Source organism: Winogradskyella sp. PC D3.3 (assembly GCF_054366245.1).
Window position 1 is genome coordinate 1,533,238 of record NZ_CM135962.1, and the last position, 20,975, is coordinate 1,554,212.

Annotated in this window: 18 protein-coding genes; 10 read left to right on the forward strand and 8 right to left on the reverse strand. The window is 33.7% G+C overall.

Annotated features, from left to right (window positions below; all coding sequences use genetic code 11):
• Positions 1-1,329 carry a hydroxymethylglutaryl-CoA reductase, degradative gene (locus ACXGSQ_RS06515; RefSeq protein WP_458629331.1) on the reverse strand — a complete coding sequence of 443 codons (1,329 nt, stop codon included), beginning with the start codon at positions 1,327-1,329 and terminating at the stop codon, positions 1-3.
• Positions 1,330-1,559: 230 nt separating this feature from the next.
• Between ACXGSQ_RS06515 and ACXGSQ_RS06520 the strand changes: the two genes are divergently transcribed.
• The 4 genes from ACXGSQ_RS06520 (at position 1,560) to ACXGSQ_RS06535 (ending at position 8,455) form a co-directional block, all read left to right on the forward strand.
• Positions 1,560-3,746 carry a S9 family peptidase gene (locus ACXGSQ_RS06520; RefSeq protein WP_458628809.1) on the forward strand — a complete coding sequence of 729 codons (2,187 nt, stop codon included), beginning with the start codon at positions 1,560-1,562 and terminating at the stop codon, positions 3,744-3,746.
• 64 nt (positions 3,747-3,810) lie between these two features.
• Positions 3,811-5,640 (forward strand): peptide MFS transporter, encoded by a 1,830-nt coding sequence (locus ACXGSQ_RS06525; protein WP_458628810.1) that lies wholly within the window; start codon positions 3,811-3,813, stop codon positions 5,638-5,640.
• Between the two features lie 59 nt (positions 5,641-5,699).
• Positions 5,700-7,820: a peptide MFS transporter gene (locus ACXGSQ_RS06530; protein WP_458628811.1), complete on the forward strand. Its 2,121-nt coding sequence runs from the start codon at positions 5,700-5,702 to the stop codon at positions 7,818-7,820.
• Positions 7,821-7,906: 86 nt separating this feature from the next.
• Positions 7,907-8,455, forward strand: a complete 549-nt coding sequence (locus ACXGSQ_RS06535) for a thioredoxin family protein (RefSeq protein ID WP_458629332.1) — start codon at positions 7,907-7,909, stop codon at positions 8,453-8,455.
• Positions 8,456-8,462: 7 nt separating this feature from the next.
• On the opposite strand, the gene ACXGSQ_RS06540 is transcribed toward ACXGSQ_RS06535, so the two are convergent.
• Entirely contained in the window at positions 8,463-10,493 is a 2,031-nt protein-coding gene (locus ACXGSQ_RS06540; protein WP_458628812.1) for a ComEC/Rec2 family competence protein, read from the reverse strand.
• A gap of 35 nt (positions 10,494-10,528) precedes the next feature.
• Complete coding sequence (locus ACXGSQ_RS06545; protein WP_458628813.1) at positions 10,529-11,038, reverse strand: C40 family peptidase; 510 nt, start codon at positions 11,036-11,038, stop codon at positions 10,529-10,531.
• Between the two features lie 187 nt (positions 11,039-11,225).
• Between ACXGSQ_RS06545 and ACXGSQ_RS06550 the strand changes: the two genes are divergently transcribed.
• Positions 11,226-11,465 (forward strand): hypothetical protein, encoded by a 240-nt coding sequence (locus ACXGSQ_RS06550; RefSeq protein WP_458628814.1) that lies wholly within the window; start codon positions 11,226-11,228, stop codon positions 11,463-11,465.
• A gap of 29 nt (positions 11,466-11,494) precedes the next feature.
• On the opposite strand, the gene lpxB is transcribed toward ACXGSQ_RS06550, so the two are convergent.
• From lpxB to surE, 3 genes are all read right to left on the reverse strand, one after another.
• Positions 11,495-12,613, reverse strand: coding sequence for a lipid-A-disaccharide synthase (gene lpxB / locus ACXGSQ_RS06555; RefSeq protein ID WP_458628815.1), 1,119 nt, complete (start codon positions 12,611-12,613; stop codon positions 11,495-11,497).
• An 86-nt stretch (positions 12,614-12,699) separates the two neighbouring features.
• The gene (locus ACXGSQ_RS06560; RefSeq protein ID WP_458628816.1) at positions 12,700-12,984 is read right to left on the reverse strand and encodes a hypothetical protein; all 285 of its coding nucleotides are present in this window, start codon (positions 12,982-12,984) and stop codon (positions 12,700-12,702) included.
• A gap of 26 nt (positions 12,985-13,010) precedes the next feature.
• Positions 13,011-13,787: a 5'/3'-nucleotidase SurE gene (gene surE / locus ACXGSQ_RS06565; protein WP_458628817.1), complete on the reverse strand. Its 777-nt coding sequence runs from the start codon at positions 13,785-13,787 to the stop codon at positions 13,011-13,013.
• A 266-nt stretch (positions 13,788-14,053) separates the two neighbouring features.
• Here surE and ACXGSQ_RS06570 point away from each other — a divergent pair, with 266 nt between their 5' ends.
• Both ACXGSQ_RS06570 and ACXGSQ_RS06575 read left to right on the forward strand, forming a co-directional pair.
• Positions 14,054-16,231: a carboxy terminal-processing peptidase gene (locus ACXGSQ_RS06570; RefSeq protein WP_458628818.1), complete on the forward strand. Its 2,178-nt coding sequence runs from the start codon at positions 14,054-14,056 to the stop codon at positions 16,229-16,231.
• Between the two features lie 8 nt (positions 16,232-16,239).
• The gene (locus ACXGSQ_RS06575; RefSeq protein ID WP_458628819.1) at positions 16,240-17,334 is read left to right on the forward strand and encodes an ABC transporter permease; all 1,095 of its coding nucleotides are present in this window, start codon (positions 16,240-16,242) and stop codon (positions 17,332-17,334) included.
• On the opposite strand, the gene yihA is transcribed toward ACXGSQ_RS06575, so the two are convergent.
• Both yihA and ACXGSQ_RS06585 read right to left on the reverse strand, forming a co-directional pair.
• Positions 17,331-17,948, reverse strand: a complete 618-nt coding sequence (gene yihA, locus ACXGSQ_RS06580) for a ribosome biogenesis GTP-binding protein YihA/YsxC (RefSeq protein WP_458628820.1) — start codon at positions 17,946-17,948, stop codon at positions 17,331-17,333. The genes ACXGSQ_RS06575 and yihA overlap by 4 nt on opposite strands.
• A gap of 188 nt (positions 17,949-18,136) precedes the next feature.
• The gene (locus ACXGSQ_RS06585) at positions 18,137-18,901 is read right to left on the reverse strand and encodes an alpha/beta fold hydrolase (RefSeq protein ID WP_458628821.1); all 765 of its coding nucleotides are present in this window, start codon (positions 18,899-18,901) and stop codon (positions 18,137-18,139) included.
• A gap of 285 nt (positions 18,902-19,186) precedes the next feature.
• Here ACXGSQ_RS06585 and mraZ point away from each other — a divergent pair, with 285 nt between their 5' ends.
• From mraZ to ACXGSQ_RS06600, 3 genes are read left to right on the forward strand one after another with little or no spacing between them, the layout of a single operon-like run.
• Positions 19,187-19,657 carry a division/cell wall cluster transcriptional repressor MraZ gene (gene mraZ, locus ACXGSQ_RS06590; RefSeq protein ID WP_458628822.1) on the forward strand — a complete coding sequence of 157 codons (471 nt, stop codon included), beginning with the start codon at positions 19,187-19,189 and terminating at the stop codon, positions 19,655-19,657.
• Positions 19,644-20,540 (forward strand): 16S rRNA (cytosine(1402)-N(4))-methyltransferase RsmH, encoded by an 897-nt coding sequence (gene rsmH / locus ACXGSQ_RS06595; protein WP_458628823.1) that lies wholly within the window; start codon positions 19,644-19,646, stop codon positions 20,538-20,540. Before mraZ ends, rsmH begins: the two co-directional genes overlap by 14 nt.
• Positions 20,537-20,872, forward strand: coding sequence for an FtsL-like putative cell division protein (locus tag ACXGSQ_RS06600; RefSeq protein ID WP_458628824.1), 336 nt, complete (start codon positions 20,537-20,539; stop codon positions 20,870-20,872). The genes rsmH and ACXGSQ_RS06600 overlap by 4 nt, the downstream gene beginning before the upstream one ends.
• Positions 20,873-20,975 lie beyond the last annotated feature (103 nt).

The window sequence follows — 20,975 nt, forward strand, 5'->3', positions numbered from 1 at the left end:
TTAGTGTCTTAAGGTTTCAATAGCATCTACCACAGCACTGTGTGTAACGACATTGGTTTTAAAATGTTCTACGATCTTTATTTTCTCCTCAGGTGTCGCTTCAAACTGATTTAATATATTCATTAAGTGCATTTTCATGTGTCCCTCTTGAATACCCGTTGTAGTTAAGGATTTTAAGGCTCCAAAATTCTGCGCTAATCCTGCAACAGCAACGATTTTCATTAAATCTTTTGCTGTTGGTTTTTGTAGCATTTCTAACGAGAATTTGACTAAAGGATGTAAGCTTGTTAAACCGCCAACGGTTCCTAAGGCTAATGGGATTTCAATCCAAAACTTAAACATACCATTGGCAATTGTACAATGGGTTAAGCTCGAATATAGGCCATCTTTTGCGGCGTAAGCATGTACGCCGGCTTCTACAGCTCTAAAATCATTTCCTGTAGCCAAGACAACAGCATCAATTCCATTCATAATACCTTTATTATGCGTTACTGCTCTATAAGGTTCTATTTCGGCAATATTAACTGCTTGCTTAAATTTTTCGGCAAATTCTTCCGGATTTGGAATATCCTTACTTTTTAAATCTTCGATCTTACAAGAGACTTCTGCGCGTACTAAACATTGTGGGACGTAATTAGAAAGTATACTCATTACAATTGAAATATGCTTTTCTTCCGCATTAAACATTGAAAATTGTGATGCTTCGTGTTTAAAAGTTGTCGCAAATTGCTCTAAACAAGTGTTGATGAAATTAGCACCCATCGCATCTAAAGTTTCAAACGTCGCATGAAGTTGAAAGTAATTCGGTAAATCGTTAGATTTATTTCGTAACTCAATATTTAAAATGCCCCCTCCTCTGCGTTCCATGCTCTTTGTTATGGAAGCAGTGTCTTTGATTAATATAGGTTTTACATGCTTAAAGAATGCCTTAAGTTTTTCAACATCTCCATTATATATAAAGTGCACTTGTCCGATTTTTTCTGTGGATAAAACTTCGGCTTTAAAACCGCCACGTTCTAACCAAAACTTTGCAGCTTTACTTGCTGCAGCAACGACCGAACTTTCTTCAATAGCCATTGGAATGGTGTAAAACGTATCGTTAATTAAAAAATTGGGAGCCACACCTAATGGCAAATAATAGTTAGTAATGGTGTTTTCGATAAACTCATCATGAAGTTTTTGAAGTTTCTCATCTGAGTTCCAATAACGTTGAACAAGTAATCTTGCGCTATCTTTATCTGTAAAATACGTATTTAAAAGCCACTCAATTTTTTCGGATTTAGAAAGCTTAGAAAAGCCAGTAATGGTGTTGGGCATATTGGTTTTAATTTTTGAAAAAAACAAAGATACTAGGATTGGTGTAAAATGTCTGCATATAGGATTGTAAATGCCGATTTACTGTTAATAATAGCGATTTTTTGCATAATTTTTAGTAAACTTGGCATTGCTTTATTAAAACATGAAATTTACGAAACGAGCATACTTAGAATGCTGTTCATCAACGAAATGATTATTAGCGCATAGCATGTGACCTTTTTAAAATTAATAAATATAAATACATGAAATTGAGATACCTTGCGGTTATTTTTTGCTTTTTAATGACCTCTTTAGTTTTTTGTCAAGAAAAACAAATCACGCTTCAGGAAATTTGGAGTGGAACTTTTAGAACAGAAGGAATGCAAGCTTTACATTCAATGGCGAATGGAAATCAGTATTCTGTTTTAAATTTTAATAGGCAATCGCGAACTTCTACTATCGATATTTACGATTATAAAACATTGGAAAAAGTAAAAACCTTAGTGTCTTCTGCTGACATTTCAGAGATTCAAGGTTTTTTTGATTATTCATTCAGTGCAGACGAATCCAAAATAATACTTACTACAGTGTCTCAACCGGTTTTTAGACGTTCTACGTTAGGTGAGTACTACATTTACGATATAGCTTCAAAGAAAGTTATCAAAGTTTCTGATAATTTAGTTCAAGAGCCAACATTGTCTCCAGACGGTTCTAAAGTCGCTTACGGATATGAAAATAATTTGTATGTAAAGGATTTAAAATCAGGAAAAGTAGATCAGTTAACTACAGATGGTGAAAAAAATAAGATTATCAATGGAATTACGGATTGGGTTTACGAAGAAGAATTCAGCTTTGTAAGAGCCTTCGATTGGAATGCTGATAGTAATAAAATTGCATTTATACGATTTGATGAATCTGAAGTGCCAGAGTTTTCAATGGATGTTTATGGTTCGGATTTATACCCAACACAACATGTGTTTAAATATCCTAAAGCAGGTGAAGCTAACTCTAAAGTGTCTTTGCATTTGTATGATTTAGACACAAAGAACGTAACAGAATTAAAAGTTAATAAAGGCTATAACGATTTCTACATTCCAAGACTTAAATGGACTAATGAAGCAAATGTTTTAAGTGTTCAATTTATGAATCGTCACCAAAACGAATTAGATCTTTGGATGATTGATACCAAAGCTATGACTTCAAAAATTGTATTGGCAGAAAAAGACAAGGCGTATATCGATGTTACTTTCAATCTGACATTTTTAAAAGATAATAGTTTTATCTGGACGAGTGAATTAGATGGGTTCAATCATATTTATCACTATTCTAAAACAGGGAAACTTATTAATCAAGTTACAAAAGGGAATTGGGAAGTGACAGATTACTACGGTTTCAATGAAAAAAAGAATACCATTTATTTTCAATCTACAGAGAATGGTTCTGTTAATAGAGACGTTTATTCTATTAGTTTGAATGGTAAAAATAAAAAACGTCTCACCCAAAAGGATGGAACAAACAGTGCGTCGTTTAGTGCTGATTTTACTTATTTTATTAATACATTTTCTAGTGCAACCACTCCACAAGAATATACGTTGTACGACTCAAAATCTGGTAGAATTGTAAAGCAGATTAAAGATAATAAGGCTTTAGCTAAGCAATTAGAAGGTTATGCTATGTCTAAAAAGGAGTTTAGTACTATTTCTGTAAATGGTAATGATTTAAATATGTGGACCATTAAGCCGGCAAATTTTGATCCTAATAAAACATATCCATTATTTATGTATCAATATTCCGGACCAGGATCTCAACAGGTTGCTAACCGTTGGAATAGTGCAAATGATTATTGGTATCAAATGTTAGCACAACAAGGTTTTATAGTGGTTTGTATTGATGGAAGAGGTACTGGGTTCAAAGGAGCAGATTTTAAGAAAGTCACACAAAACGAATTGGGGAAATACGAAGTAGAAGATCAAATTGAAGCGGCAAGGCAACTTGGGAAACTAGATTATATTGACGCAGAAAGAATTGGTATTTGGGGTTGGAGCTATGGTGGATTTATGAGTAGTAATGCACTTTTTAAAGGGAATGATGTCTTTAAAATGGCTATTGCAGTGGCACCGGTTACAAGCTGGAGATTTTATGATTCTATTTATACAGAGCGTTATATGACCACGCCTCAGGAAAATCCAAGCGGTTATGATGACAACTCACCAATAAATCACGTTGATAAACTTAAAGGTGATTTTCTTTTAATTCACGGAACAGGTGATGATAATGTTCATGTGCAGAATACTATGCGAATGGTTGAAGCTTTAATCCAAGCGGATAAGCAATTTGAATGGATGATTTATCCAGATAAAAACCACGGCATTTACGGGGGAAATACAAGATTGCATTTATATAAGAAAATGACAAATTTTATTCACAGAACATTGGGTGATAAACTGTAATTCTTAAAAGATTAAATGCTAAGATTAATGACAACGAAACTAACTAATACTAACGAATAAGATTATGTCAGCAACAACTAAACAAGCACATCAAAAGGAACTTTTTGGGCATCCAATAGGACTATTTATTTTGTTTTTTACAGAAATGTGGGAACGTTTTTCTTATTATGGAATGCGGGGTATTTTAGTACTTTATATGGCAACGTCTGCAACAGCAATAGATCCAGGTTTAGGCTGGTCTAACAAAGATGCGATCTGGTTATACGGCTGGTACACTATGTTAGTCTATGTTGCCTCTATTCCAGGAGGATGGATAGCAGATAAATTTCTAGGACAAAAGAAAACAGTAATGCTCGGTGGGCTACTTTTATGTTTTGGTCATGGTATTTTAGCAATACCTCAGAGTTGGGCCTTTTTTACAGGTTTAGGTTTAATTATTTTAGGTGTGGGTGGACTTAAGCCAAACATTTCTACAATGGTTGGTGGTTTGTATAAAGAAGGTGATATTAGACGAGATAGTGGATTTACAATCTTTTATATTGGTATTAATGTTGGTGCCTTTTTAGCAAGTATAACAGTTGGTTTAGTAGCTTATTATTATGGTTGGCATTATGGTTTTGGTTTAGCTGGTATCGGAATGTTACTGGGACAAATTGTATTTATCTGGGGGCAAAAATTCTTAAAAGGTGTTGGTGAATTTACAGGTGGAAGTCAGGCTACGGAAGCAGAGCGTTTAGCGTCAAAACGTCCGTTAAGTAAAATTGAGAAGGATAGAGTTGTTGTTTTATTAATTTCATTCTTAATCGTTGTTGTGTTTTGGGGAGCTTTTGAGCAAGCAGGCGGGTTGATGAACTTATATACGGATGCAAAAGTCGATAGAACTATTGGATTAAGCTGGTTAGAAGAAATTCCTGCAGCAGTATTTCAATCGTTAAATGCCGGTTATATTATCATATTTGGAACGCTAGTAGGTGGATTTTGGATTTGGTGGAAGAAGAGCGGAAAAGAATCATCTTCATTATTCAAAATGGCCATCGGTACCATTATTATGGGGCTAGGATACGTGTTTATGATGTTTGCTTCTCAAGAAGCTAGTTCTGAAACTTTTGGAAAGGCCGCTATGATGTGGATTTTCTTAGCGTATTTATTCCATACAATCGGTGAGTTATGTACCTCTCCTGTATCACTATCGTTTATTACAAAATTAGCGCCATTAAAATATGCGTCTATTATGATGGGGGTTTATTTCGCAGCGACAGGTTTTGGGAATAAATTAGCGGGTACTATTGGGGAATCGTCTCAGTTAGAATCGTTTAGCGGAACAATGATAGTGAGTAAGCAAGAGGTTTTACCTTTTATTTCAAAAGAGACATTTAAAATAAAGAATGATAAAAAAGAAGTTGTAGATACAACGGATTATCCAATTAATGAGGATAAAAATTTCATTATAAAAGCTACTGTATATCCTGAAAATGGACAGGTCGTGTTTAATGATTTTGAAACAGGTAAGAACTTAAATGGTTTGTTTGAATTGGCTCAAGGAGACGATTCAAATACCCATCAACTTTTAGAAGAGTTAAAAGAGAATAATGTATCGGAAGCTAATCCTTATCACGCAAGATTAGTATTCGAAAAAGATAAGGATAAGGCTCAAATTATTGAAAACAAAGGAGACGGAAAAGATTATGGAGTGTCTTTTGTTTTAGAAGAAGAGCAAAGCGAACAAGAATTTGCAACCTTTATGTGGTTAACTATATTTACGGTTGCATTTGGATTATTGCTACTTTTATTCTTGAAGAAATTGAAGAAACTAACACATGGTGCAGAGGATAACGAACATGAAATACTAGAAACAGAAAATTTCGAGTTAGCAAATCCAGATCTAAACGATTAATATAAATAACCCTAATAAGAATTCAAGCTTAAGAATTCACCCTAACTAAATTATTTTTTATGAATACAGACATCGAAAATTTATTTAAAGACAAAGTTCTAGGTCATCCTGCCGGACTTTTTGTATTGTTTTTTACTGAAATGTGGGAGCGCTTTTCATTCTACGGAATGCGTGTATTATTAGTAAATTTCCTTACTATGGCAGCTATTGGCTATAATCCAGGTTGGGAATGGACAGTAGAAAATGCAGGGGCACTTTTTGGAACTTATGCGATGTTACTATATATCACACCTATTATTGGTGGTTGGCTAGCTGATAAATATACAGGATATAGAGCGGCAGTTATTATTGGGTCGTTAATTATGACGGCAGGTCATGCGTCCATGGCTTTAGAAACTGAATTTTCATTGTACTTTGGATTGTTTCTTTTGGTAGTCGGTACTGGTTTCTTTAAGCCAACAATGACGTCTATTATTTCAGATATGTACAAAAAGAACCCAGAAAAGAAAGATGGTGCTTATACCATTTATTATATGGGGGTAAATGCTGGAGCGTTTTTCGGAATGATGCTTTGTGGTTACTTAGCTGAAAAAGTAGGTTGGGCTTATGGATTTGGATTAGCAGGAATTTTTATGCTGTTAGGAACGATTCAGTTTTGGTTAGCAGGTCCTTTATTTGGAAAGATTGGTGCTAAGCCATCTAATGTTCATGAAGTAGAACTACCTCAAAATATTAACGAAAAAAGTGTTGAAATTACAGAAGAAGAGCAGGAAGAACGTCCTAATCCTTTTACAATTTTAGATAAAGTATTAATTGTTATCGCATCTATCATAGGTTTAGGCTATGCAATTAATGATCCCATGTCTAAAATTGCGGGTGTCGATATGTTCTCCTTTTTGCAAATAGGTGATTTTGAAGGGCAGTACACTGCCGTTTTATTTGCTTTAGCGCTGTTTTTGATATTAGTAATAGGTCGTATTTTAAGATATACAGCTGTTGTAAGAGATCGAATGATTGCTTTTATCGTATTTGCGTTCTTTACGGTATTCTTTTGGATGTCTTTTGAACAAGGTGCTTCATCATTAGTGATTTTTGCTAGAGATAATGTCGATAGATTATTGAGTGGAAATTCGGCGATAATATTCAATATCGTAAATACATTACTTACGGTGATTCCATTGATTATTATTTCTTATGTCCTTTTTATTTTATGGAAGAAAACATTTAAGAAAATTCCAGGTTCTAATATTGTGTTGGTAATTTGTTTCTTGTTAATGTGGGCCATTGTTGGATGGATGTTAAATAGGGATTTTAATACTACAGCTTATGATGTGAGCTATAGTGCTATTGAGCAACCACAATTAGATGAAAAAGGTGTACAGGTTAAGAATGATAAAGGGGAATTGCAATTTAAATATATCCCAGTTACTCAAAGTACAGTAACCAATTCATCGCAAAAAATTGTAACAAAAACAATTACTGTTGGAGAACCTTATGCCGATTATAAAGTAGGTGAAAGCAAAATTCTTATTAATAAGAATAAGGAATTAACAGAATTCTCATTTGTGTCTTCTGAAGAAAAACAAGCGGAATTAATTGCTAATGCAAAAAACTTAGGGAGAGATACAGGATTTGTAAATGCAACTGTTACTAAAGTTAGAGATAACGAAGTTGAAATTACAGTGTCTTGGTTTAGTATTCTAAACTCGTTCTTTATTATTGTTTTTGCTTCATTCTTCTCTAAATGGTGGGAAAGTAAATATAACCCAAGTGCAGCAACAAAATATGCTTTAGGATTATGTACTATGGGACTTGGTTTTGGTTTACTAGCCTTCGGTGCTTTTGGTCTTGTAGATGGTGTAAAAGTAAGTATGGTTTGGCTGATTTTAGCCTACCTGTTCCATACTCTCGGCGAACTCTGTCTATCGCCTGTCGGTTTATCTTATGTAAGTAAATTGGTGCCAGGTAGAATGATTGCCTTAATGTTTGGGATGTGGTATTTAGCCATAGCCATTGGTAACAAATTGGCAGCAGTAGTTGGTGGACAAATTGAAAATATTACTAAGCAATATAGCTTGTCTACGTTCTTCTTAATATTTACGATTGTGCCAATTATCGCAGGGCTAATTATCTTTGTATTAAATCCAGTATTGAAAAAACTAATGCACGGTGTACGTTAACAAAAACCGTTAAAACGATCTAAAATGCTCCTGTTTAGGAGCATTTTTTGTAAGTTCGACTCATTATTTGCAACAAATCTAATATGATGAAAAAAATAACTTTAGGATTAATAGCTGTTTTTGCATTTTCATTAACAGCAATAGCGCAAGAGATTAATTGGGTAACTTTAGAAGAGGCTTTAGAGCTACAGAAAAAGGAACCTAAGAAAATATTTATGGATGTGTATACCAACTGGTGTGGGCCTTGTAAAATGTTAGATAAGAACACTTTTGGAAATGCAGATGTAGCCGCTTATGTAAATGAACATTATTATGCTGTAAAATTTAATGCAGAAGGTAATGATGAAGTAACTTATAAAGGTCAAGCATTTGCGAATCCTAATTACGATGCAACAAAAGCAAATAGACGTAACAGTGCACACGAATTTTCGCGCTACTTAAAAGTACAAGCATATCCAACTATGGTCTTTTTTGATGAAGAAGGTGGTGTTATTTCGCCAATAACAGGATATCTAAAACCACAACAATTGGAGCTGTATTTAAAACTTTTTAAAAGTGATGCATATAAAGAAATGACGTCTCAAGAGCAGTTTAATGAGTATTTTAAATCCTTTAGTCCTACCTTTAAAGAATAATAGAAATCTATTTTAATATAAAAGCTCCCTTTTCACTTGTTTGATGGAAAGGGATTTTTTTATGTTTACAAGTGGCCTTCCAACGATTTAAATACGACTTATAATTGCTAGCATCAGCAATAATGAGTTCTGGCTGTAAACTATCGATTACTCTGCTGAGATTTAGCTTTGGTGAATTTCTTAGTAAAATGTAATTGGGCTGAAACGTAATCCCTTTATAAATTCCGAAACTATCTATTGCTAAAATAACCTTGTCCTTGTATTGATAAACGGATTGTAAACTGTTTGAAATCACAATGTCTAAAGATGAGCCTACTTTATAATTCTTAATGATATTATCTGATTTTAACTTAAGGGAGTCTAAATTATGATACAAGGTTAATGTTTTATGGGTTTTTAGTCCAATCATTGAATAGCGATTCTTGTTGAAAATCACTAACGCATTATCTTGTGTTTGATGCTGATTGTAAAAGTAAACCCCTTGAAGTGTAATAATTGCAATTAAGCTTATAGCAACCCATCTAAAGTTTTGAAATTTGTAAACTTGAATCAAAGCTATAATGAGCATATAATAAGCAATGGCCTGAAGCATTGTAAACGGAATGTCTCTAAATAGAAATTCTTCAAATTGAGCTACCCAAGTGATAAACGCATTGAGACTATCAATGATGAAACTATAAGTGGTAACTATGGCACTTGGAAGCCAATTTATGAGTGCTAAAACAATAACCAAGAGTCCAAAGCCTAGAATTAATCCTAAAAACGGAATTACGACCAGATTGGAGATGAAAAACAAACCAGGAAACTGATGAAAATAAAACAAACTAATCGGAACAACCCCAGCCTGTGCTGCTAAAGTCACTGTAAAAATCTGCCAAGGTTTATCAATAAGCCAATATTTTGGTTTCCAAAGATTATAAATAATAGGTTGTACACTTACAATCCCTAAAACAGCCAAATAACTCATCTGAAATCCTACAGCAAATAAAAAAGTAGGTTTAAATAATAGAATTATAAATGCAGAAATAACGAGGGTATTATAAATGTTAGTTTGTCGCTTTAGATGCATGGCAATACTTATAATACTAAACATGGTTACAGCTCGTGTTACAGAAGGGGATAAACCTGCAATAATAGCGAAAATCCATAGGATGCAAACTAAAATAAAGGGTCTAATAAAACGCCCGTATTTAAGATAGAGTAGTGGCTTAAATACAAAATTTAGGATCCATAAAATAATACCTACATGAAGTCCGGAAATGGCTAAAATGTGGATAGTTCCGGAGTTGACATAATTGTTGTATAAGCTTTTGTCAATGGATTGTCGTTGCCCTAATAACAGTGCGTTCATAATGCTAAGGATGTCATTTTTAAATCCGGCTTCTTCAAATTTGGAATTGATATGAGTTCTCAAGGCATCGGCATAGCCATAAATTGTAGATTTTGAGTTGGAAAGTTTTAAAATGGTAGATGAATCGAGGTAAAGCTGATGATTTACCTGTTGCAATTCTAAATAGCGGCTATAATCAAATTGATAAGGGTTTAATGGCTTTTGAATGGCTTTTAATTCTGAAGAAGTAAACAGAACATCATCAACGTAAAAAGGTTGAGAAGTGCTATCTCTTCTAATGTTGATTAATAAATGACCAATAGCATCTTCATTATTAAAAGCCTTAATTGTGGCTATATATTTGTCATTATAAGCATCAGGCTTTAGTCGTTCTTCGATTTTAAAAATAAAAGCATTAATATTATTAGAAGTATTGAGATGCGTATAATGCTTAAGTCTTAGTGGTTCATCTTGAAGATTATATGTTGTAATGCCAACTCCAATCATACAAAAGAAGGCGAGGATTCCGAAATAAGGGGAATGTGTAATTTTAGATTTTATACTTAATCCATAGGCTCCAAGGAGAATAACTAATCCCATACTTACATATAAAACGAGATGGACATTTGGCTTTAGGTAATGCGCCAAAAGAATGCCAATCACCAAATAGATGGTCAGTTTTATAATGGTAAAATTTAGTAACTTCATGACAATGAGTTACTAATATAATAAAAAAAGCTAATTTATAGTACGCGTCTTGCTTGCACAAAAGAAAAGTACCAATACTTCTCAGCGATAGAAGAAATCATAACACCTCTGCTGGTTGAGGCATGCAAAAATTCAACATTCCCAGTTCTAACATTAGTTACAATGCCAACGTGATTTACTTTTCGACTGTTCTTGTTTGTTGCAAAAAAGACTAAATCACCAACGTTAACTTCTTTTAAATCGATCCACTCCCCGAAACTTTTTAGTCCAGAGGTTGTTCTAGGTAGGTTGACATTATATTTTTTATAGCTCGTGTAAATTAAACCAGAACAATCCATACCTTTTTTGGTGGTGCCACCGTATTTATAACGGGTGCCATCAAAGGTCTTAGCGTATTTTACAATGGTTTCAGCTTTGGCACTTGGCTTTGATGCCGTATTAACTTTTACAGTATGAGACTGTTTTTTTTTGTTAGAATATGTTTTTTTTGACTTACAGCTAACTATAAATAGTGTCAATAATAAGATGGGGAGTAATCGTTTCATTCAAATTTTAGTAGGCGTAGTTACTTTAAGGTCGAAAATAATAAAAAAAGATGATGATTTTTTATAAATTTATAGAATCATGAAAATTATAAGACTTTATTCTGATGTTGATGATGTTATTATATTATGTATAGTAGGCATTACTGCATTTCTATTTTTGATGAATTGGTTTTAGCATAGAATGAAAATGCTAAGGAAGAAAGCACAACTTGTTTTTTTAGATTTAGAGACATATAGTAAAGTCAATGTAAATAATTATACATTACATTTTGAAAACAATACTAAAGTCTTAGATCCAATAAGCATAGTGTCTAAACTTATGTTAATGGTTTTTGCTTTAGTCGTTATGGTGACTCCTTTATCTGAATTTGTGGTTACTTTGAAACCTGCTATGTTTTTTCAAGTTTGGACTTGTGTGCTGTTTTGAATTTTTGTTTTAGAGAAATATAAAAGGTGTTATTTAGACTTTTTAACAGCCTCGTAAATTAACTTTGCGGCTTTGTCGCTTGCTCCTCGTCCTCCTAAGACTTTTTCTAATTCGTAATAATCTAAAAAGAGTTGTTCTCGTTTTTTGGTCTCTAAAATAGCCGTTAGTTCTTTTTTAAGGCGCTTTTTATTTAAATCTCCTTGAATCAGTTCTGTAACCACTTCACGATCCATAATTAAATTCACCAATGAAATATATTTTAACGTTATAATACGTTTTGCAATTTGATAAGAAATGGCATTTGCTTTATAACATACAACTTGTGGGACTTTAAATAAAGCAGTTTCTAATGTTGCTGTTCCTGAAGTGACCAACGCCGCAGTAGAAACACTCAATAGATCATAAGTTTGGTTAGAAATAAACTTAATGTTTTTCTTTTTAATAAAGCCTTTGTAAAATTCAAAATCTTGACTAGGAGCCCCTGCAATAACAAATTGGTAATCTTTAAAATCATCGACTAAGCTCAGCATTACACCAAGCATTTTTGTTATTTCTTGTTTCCGGCTTCCTGGCAATAACGCAATGATAGGCTGGTCGCTAAGGTTGTGTGCTTTTCTAAATACATCTTCTTCAACCTGAGGTCTATCTGCAATGGCATCGATTAAAGGATGACCTACAAAATTAACCTCGTAGTTGTATGTTTTATAAAACTCTTTTTCAAAGGGAAGAATGCAATACATCGCATCGATATCGTGTTTTATTTTTTCCACTCTACCTGCTCTCGAAGCCCAAACTTGAGGAGATATATAATAATGTGTTTTATAATTGAGTGCTTTTGCCCATTTGGCAATTCTAAGGTTAAAGCCCGAATTATCAATAAATATAATCACATCGGGTTGAAATGATTCAATATCAGTTTTACAGAATTTTATGAGGCCTAAAATTTTTCTGAGGTTAAAAATCACTTCAGCAAATCCCATAAATTGACGTTCCTTATAATGCTTTACGAGTTCTCCTCCAACTTGTTGCATAAGATCACCTCCCCAAAATCTTATGGTAGCGTCTTTGTCCTGTTTAAACAAGGCTTTCATGAGATTAGAACCGTGTAAATCGCCTGAGGCTTCACCAGCAATAATATAATATTTCATGTGTGTTATTGCTTTTTGTTTGTCAAATGAAATAGCGTTATATCAGTTAATTGTGCGTAATTATATTTTGTGAGTCGCTGTTTCATTTAATTTATAAGTTTAATTATAAGCGTTATAATGAGTATGACTACTGTAGATATTAAAACGCCTTTAGCTCTATCATCCTTATTTTTCTTTAAGAATAGAAAAAATGTTCCCAAATTTAATAGTGCACCAAGGCTAATTAATTTCGTAAAAAACCCTCCTGCGATGGCTTTTTCAATTACAACTCCCCAATCATCGGATTTTCCAAATATCTGAATAGCAAAAACAAATCCAAAAATGCTGGCTATAATACCAATAATAAAACCTATTAAAATTTCCTTTTTCATATGAATATACTTCAGCTTGGTAAGCGCTATTTAGTGTTTAATTTCCATGTGTTTAGCTTCTGTATAGTGTGATGTGCGGTTAAATCAAAATGCACAGGCACCACAGAAACATAGCCGTGCTCTAAAGCCCACTCATCGGTGTCTTCTCCTTTGTCCATGTTCACAAATTTTCCACTTAACCAATAATACTCACGTCCCATAGGGTTAGTGCGTTTGTCAAATTCTTCCTCCCAATTTGCTCTAGCTTGTCTACAAACCTTTATACCTTTTATAGCGTCTTTTTCAAGATTTGGTAGATTGACGTTTAGAACCACACCATCTGGTAGTCCATTTTCTAGCACTTGCCTAGTGATGGTTTCAATAAACGATGTGCAATGTTCAAAATTAGCATTCCAATTATAGTCTAATAATGAAAAGCCTATTGCAGGAATCCCTTCTATACCAGCTTCTAAGGCTGCACTCATAGTGCCAGAATAAATTACATTTATTGAGGAGTTAGAACCATGATTAATTCCTGATACGCAAATATCTGGTCGTCTTTCTAAAATTTCATTTACAGCTAATTTTACACAATCTGCTGGCGTTCCAGAGCAACTGTACTCAGGTTGTTTTCCGTCTACAGTAATTTTTTCTAAATGCAATGTGGAGTTAATAGTAATAGCGTGTCCCATAGCACTTTGTGGGCTGTCAGGAGCAACAACTACAACGTTTCCAATTTTGTTCATTACCGAAATCAAGGTTCTTATTCCGGGAGCTGTTATGCCATCATCATTAGTAACTAAAATTAAAGGTCTTGCAGACATTTTTTGTAAAGATTTAATGCGTTGTAAAAGTACTAAAAAAGCTTTCGAATTATAAGTAATCTTAGGTTTAACAAAAAAATAGGGAATGTATTTTTTATGGCACGGTTTTTTCTTCTATTTTAGTGAAAAATTGAAAGCCTACTTAATTTAGAATAAAAAATAAAAAAATGAACCGAGCTAACTCAGAAAGTTTAGTTGAAGGGTTAAGTTAATTGGTGAACACATTTTTGCCGAATCAAAATAATAAAAAAGAAAAAAAAGAAAAAATGAAAGGGAATTATAAATTTTTATTACTCGCGCTGTTAATAGCATTTGCCTCATGTAGTTTTACAAGTAAAAAATTTGAAGATCCAGATAAGGATAAGTTACTAATACAATTGATTACTTATCTTCTCGATCAAGGTCATTTTGAACCAAAAGATATAAATGATGATTTTTCATCGCATGTTTTTGAAGATTATTTAAACAATTTAGATCCCTTTAAACGCTACTTCTACGAATCGGATATTAAAGAATTTGAAGCGTATAGAGATAAAATTGATGATCAAATCAAGGCTTATGATGTTTCATTTTTTGATCTTACACATCAACGATTGTTACAACGTATTGCTGAGTCTAAAGAAATATATAAAAACATATTAGAGAAACCATTCGATTTTTCTAAAGATGAAGATTACGACGCAAATTATGAGGATCTTACCTATGTAACTAATAAACGTGAAATGAAAGAGCGTTGGAGACAACAACTTAAGTTTTCTACAATAGCGAATTATGACGAAGTAATTTCTCAGCGTGAAATTGACTTAAACCCTGAAACAATTACAGATATAGATTTTTCTGAATCAAAAAAGAAACCGAAGGCGATTGGTAAAAAATCATTAAAAGAGATTGAAGCTGAAGCGAGATTATCAACTAAAAAATCATTAGACGACCTTTATGATTATATTGATGACAGAAGACGTGCCGATTGGTTTGCTGTATATATAAATGCTATTGTGGAAGAGTTTGATCCACATACGTTTTATTTCGCTCCAGAAGATAAAGAACGTTTTGATAGAGATATTTCAGGGAAGTTTGAAGGTATTGGAGCACGTTTGCAAAAGAAAGTTGATGGCATTATGGTCAATGAAATCATTAGTGGTGGACCGGCTTGGAGAGCAGACGAGTTAGAAGTAGGAGATCAAATCCTTAAAGTAAGGCAAGAAGATGAAAAAGAAGCGGTTAATGTTGTTGGTATGCGCCTAGACGATGCTATTAAATTTATTAAAGGCCCAAAGGGCACTGTCGTGACTTTAACCTTGAAAAAAGTAGATGGAACCGTTAAGGATATTTCTATTAAAAGAGATATTGTTGAGTTAGAAGAAACCTATGCGAAATCTTCAATTGTAGAAAAAGAGGGGAAAACGTTTGGAATCATTAATTTACCTAAATTCTATATCAGTTTTGAAGATTATAATGAGCGAAATGCGGCTTCAGATATCAAACAAGAAATTTTAAGATTAAAAGAAGAAGGAGTTGAAGGTTTGGTAATGGATTTAAGAAATAATGGTGGTGGTTCTTTACAAACTGTAGTAGATATTGCTGGTTTATTTATTGAAGACGGACCAGTAGTGCAAGTAAAAACAACCGGTGAAGCTAAGGAAGTGCTTAGAGATAAAGATAAATCGATAGTTTGGGATGGGCCATTAGTGATTTTGGTTAACGAATTATCAGCATCTGCTTCTGAGATTTTAGCGGCTGCAATGCAAGATTATAAAAGAGGTATTGTTATTGGTAGTAAACAAACATACGGTAAAGGAACAGTACAAACGGTAATGGACTTAAACCGAATGGTTAAAAATAATACTAAAGGAGACATGGGGGCTTTAAAGTTTACCACTCAGAAATTTTATAGAATTAATGGTGGTTCTACGCAATTAGAAGGAGTTAAAAGTGATGTTGTGGTTCCGGACCGTTATAGCTATATCAATATTGGTGAAAAAGATCAAGAAAACCCATTACCTTGGGATAAAATTGATGCTGCAGATTATGAAGTTTGGGGCAATTATTTTGATTATGATACTACCATTAGTAAGAGTAAAGCAAGAATGGCTGCGAATGAACAATTGAAACTTATTGATGCAAACGCACAATGGGTGAAGAAAATAAGAGATCGTGAGTCGTATTCGTTAAATTATGATACTTATAAAAAGGAAATGCAGGTTAACGAAGAGGAAGCTAAACGTTTCTCAAAACTTTCAGAGTACCAAACGGATTTAACCTTTAGTTCTTTACCTTATGAAGTAAAACTAATGAATGAAGATTCTGTATTGTTAGAAAAGCGTAACCGTTGGCATAAAGCTTTAGCAAAAGATGTTTATGTAGAGGAAGCGATTAACGTACTTCACGATTTAAAAATGACTTATGCTGTAAAAAATAAAGTGGCTAATTCTGTGAAGAATTAAAATTATAAATGAGCAATCAAAATAATTCATTAACAAGCTTAGCGCTTCAAAAGTTTAAAAGGAACTTTTGGGGCGTTTTTAGTTTGGGTATTATCACGTGTATTGGTTTGATGTCTATTTTTGCTTATATATTAGCGCCAGATGCTTCTAGTAATGCAAATCAAATGCATTTGTCTATTCATTCAAAATCGCCTGGTTTTGAAGTGCAAATGCTAACTATTCCTTCAGGAATTGCATCGGATCAAAACCTCGTTTCAAAATTATTCTTTGGAACAAATAATACGGATACAGAGATTCCTATTCAATCTTATAACGAAAAAGATGGAGCCTTGTATTATGTAGAATATGCTTCAGACGGAGTATTAGGTAACGAAAAACAAATTGCGGTGTCACGATTTCCAAATTCAAACTATGAATCTTATATTGATAACAGAAGCTTTGTTTTTGGCACAGACAAATACGGAAGAGATTATTTAAGCCGAATTTTGATAGGCTCAAGGATTTCGTTTTTTATTGGTTTTGTTGCTGTTTTTATCTCCTTAATTGTTGGGCTTATAATGGGAAGTTTAGCAGGTTACTATGGAGGGAAAATAGATGCCTTTATCATGTGGATTATTAATATCACTTGGTCCATTCCAACCTTATTATTAGTTATTGCTATAACATTAGCGTTAGGGAAAGGTTTTTGGCAAGTTTTTATAGCTGTAGGTTTAACGATGTGGGTAGAAGTGGCAAGAGTGGTGCGAGGACAAATCATTAGTGCTAAAGAAATGCAATATGTAACAGCAGCAAGAGCTTTGGGTTATAATGATTATAGAATTATCACAAAACACATATTACCTAATGTTTTTGGACCATTAATCGTTATTTCTGCAGCCAATTTTGCAGCGGCCATTTTAATAGAAAGTGGACTGAGTTTTTTAGGCATTGGAGCACAACCACCAATGGCAAGTTGGGGAGCGATGATAAAAGACCATTACAATTATATTATTTTGGGCAAACCATATTTAGCCTTAATTCCAGGGCTTTGTATTATGCTCTTGGTAATGGCGTTTATGCTGGTAGGGAATGCTTTGCGTGATGCTTTGGATGTGAAGACTTAGTTGCTGTTTCTTAGTTGTTCAATTTCTTCGTTGGTGTCTTCAATGAAATTTAGCACATCATCTTTGCCTGTATAATTAGAAGCAGATGTCACAAAATAGGGTGGTAATTCTTCCCAGAATTTAAGTAGTTCTTGGCAGTATTCATCTACATGACGTTCAATCGCTTTTGGTTTTAACTTATCCGCCTTGGTAAAAATAATGCCAAAAGGAATCTCGCTTTCACCCATGTATTTCATAAATTCTACATCTATGGGCTGAGGTTTGTGTCTTATATCTACTAATACAAAAGCAGATACCAATTGAGTACGTTGCTCAAAATAATCAGTTATAAACTTCTGAAATTTCTTCTTAGAAGATTTAGAAACACGAGCATAACCATAACCTGGTAAATCTACTAGGTACCAGTTTTTATTAATAATAAAGTGGTTAATTAATTGAGTTTTTCCCGGACGGCCAGAAGTTTTTGCTAAACTTTTTCTATCGGTTAGCATGTTAATCAATGACGATTTTCCGACATTACTACGTCCTATAAAAGCATATTCTGGTAGGTTGTCTTTAGGGCATTTAGCCACTTCGGAATTACTAACTATAAATTCAGCTGATTTTATCTTCATCTTCAGTTCCCGTGAAAACAGGAGTCTTATTTAATTAAACTTAGTCTTTTGTGAAGTAAAAAAAGCGGGTTTTTCAAAAGGACAAATACTAGTGATTTTTTTTAAGTATAAGCTTTGTGTCTCTGTACCTTTGTGTAATATTTTTACTTCCTGCTTCCAACTTTTCAGTAGTCAAGCTTTTTTTTTACCTAAAATCCACGCTTCTTAAGCCAGCGCATTAAAATTTCATTAAATTCATCAGGATGCTCCATCATTGCGGCATGGCCACATTTGTCAATCCAATGCAATTCAGAATCTGGTAGTAACTCATGAAATTCTTCAGCGACTTCTGGTGGAGTTACTGTATCGTTTTTTCCCCAAATAATACAAATTGGTGTATTCATTTTTGGTAAATCTTTAGCCATGTTATGCCTTATAGCACTTTTTGCAATGGCTAAGGTTTTTATGAGTTTATTACGATCATTAACAGTTTCATAGACCTCGTCTACAATTTCTTTTGTTGCCACAGCTGGGTCATAAAAGACGTCTTGTGCCTTCTTTTTCATCACTTCGTAATCGCTTCGTTTAGTGTAGCCACCTCCCATGGCGCTTTCGTAAAGTCCAGAGCTTCCTGTGATTATAAGTGCTTTTACTTTTTGAGGATATAGTTTAGTGTGGTAGAGACCGATGTGTCCACCAAGAGAGTTTCCCAGTAGAATAACGTCTTCTAAACCTTTAAAATCAATAAAATCTCTTAGGTAGTTAGCAAAGCTTTTGACGTTAGTTTTTAGTAGCGACATGCTATAAATTGGTAGTTCTGGAATAATAACTTTATAGCCATTAGAACTAAAATATTTAGTCACGCCATCAAAATTGCTGAGCCCACCCATTAGGCCGTGCAACACAATAATTGGTGTGCCTTCGCCTACTTCAATATATCTAAATTCCTTTTCTTTTTTTAAAAGGTGTACCATGTGCGAGTTCGTGCTTATGTGTTAGAAACAAATATAACTAAATCCTTTAGAATATAAATAATATGGAAAAAATATCAATGTTTTTTATCGTAAGAATTTTAAGAGGCTTGTTGTTAATAATTCCCACTCAAAAATAATTGCTTAAAAGTCGAATTCATTGGTGTTAAAATATAACAGGAGGTTTTTAAACTAAAACTTATCAACAAATGTGGTAGAATGTGGTAAAAAGTGGTGATTTTTTCAATATCTTTGAATATTAATCGTTAAAGTGGTAAACGAAACCTTTTGAATTCATTTATAGGAACATACGAATGTAAAGCTGATGCCAAAGGAAGGCTAATGATACCTGCTGTGCTAAAAAAACAGTTGTCATCGGCCTTGCAAGATGGTTTTGTTTTAAAGCGTGCTGTGTTTCAGCCGTGTTTAGAATTGTATCCGATGTCTGAATGGAATAAAATGATGGAGAAAATAAATAAGCTCAATCGTTTTAAGAAAAAGAACAATGATTTTATTAGACGTTTTACTGCTGGAGTTAAAATGGTAGAAGTGGATAGTGCGGGGAGATTATTAATTCCGAAAGATTTGATCAGTTTTTCTGGTATACAAAAAGAAGTGGTTTTAGCTTCTGCTGTTAATATACTCGAAATCTGGGATAAAGATAAATACGAACAAGCTATTGATGATGCGGCTTCAGATTTTGCTGATTTAGCCGAAGAAGTCATGGGACAAGAGGAAGATGACGATGGATTATCATAATGCAGTATTACTTAAAGAAACCGTTGATGGTTTAGCTATTAAGCCCGATGGTGTTTATGTCGATGTCACTTTTGGTGGTGGTGGGCATAGCAAAGAAATCTTATCTAGGTTAGGGCCTAATGGAAAACTATATGCTTTTGATCAGGATAAGGATGCTTTAGAAAACGCCATTGATGATGATCGTTTTGTGTTGATTAATGAGAACTTTAGATTTATAAAACGATTTTTAAGATTTTATGGAGCTAAAGAAGTTGATGGAGTTTTAGCAGATTTCGGAGTGTCATCGCATCAGTTTGATGTTGCAGAGCGCGGTTTTTCTACGCGTTTTGAAGCAGATTTGGATATGCGAATGAATCAAGATAGTAAGTTGTCTGCTTTTGAAGTTGTTAATAATTATGATGAAGCGCAATTAAGAACGGTCTTATTTCAGTATGGTGAATTAAGAAATGCGCCAGCAATGGCAAGGGTGATTGTTGAGGAGCGAAAGACAGCTGAAATTAAAACAAGTCAGCAATTAAAAGCGGTTTTAAAGCCGTTTTTGAATCATCAAAAAGAAAATAAAGTTTTGGCACAAATCTATCAAGCGATTCGTATTGAAGTGAATCAGGAGATTGAGGCGTTAAAAGAGCTGTTGCTGCAAACACCTGAGGTCTTAAAAAAGGACGGGAGATTGAGTTTTATCTCATACCATTCCTTAGAAGATCGATTGGTGAAACGATTTATTAGAAATGGGTTGTTTGAAGGGGAGCCTGAGCGTGATATGTTCGGAAATTTTGAAGTGCCATTAAAAAAAGTTGGAGGTTTAATTGTGCCTTCAAAAGAAGAGATAAAACAAAACAATAGGGCTAGGAGTGCAAAACTGAGGATTGCTAAAAAAATATGAAAAAAAACATATACGGCATATTAAGGGGGAAGTTTCTAATCAGTGATGATTCGTTTAAAAATTGGCGTATCATCATTTTTATTTCATTTCTAGCAATAATAATGATTGCAAGTTCGCATAGTGCGGATCAAAAAGTATATCAAATCGCAAAGCTTACAAATGAAGTGAAAGAATTACGTTCGGCATTTGTGGATAAAAGAGGAAAGCTGATGCAGCTTAAAAAAGAATCTTTTGTAGAAGCTGAAATGAAAGATAAAGGAATTGGGATCTCCTTAAACCCACCAACAAAAATAATAGTAAAAACCTCAAAAGTAGGGAAGCATACAGATTAAGAAATAAGATGGGGTTTAAACCGTCTTAAGTATAATTAAATCTCGATTAACGAGTAAAATCACAACGTCAATAATAATAAGCTTTGGCAATAACAGAAAAAAA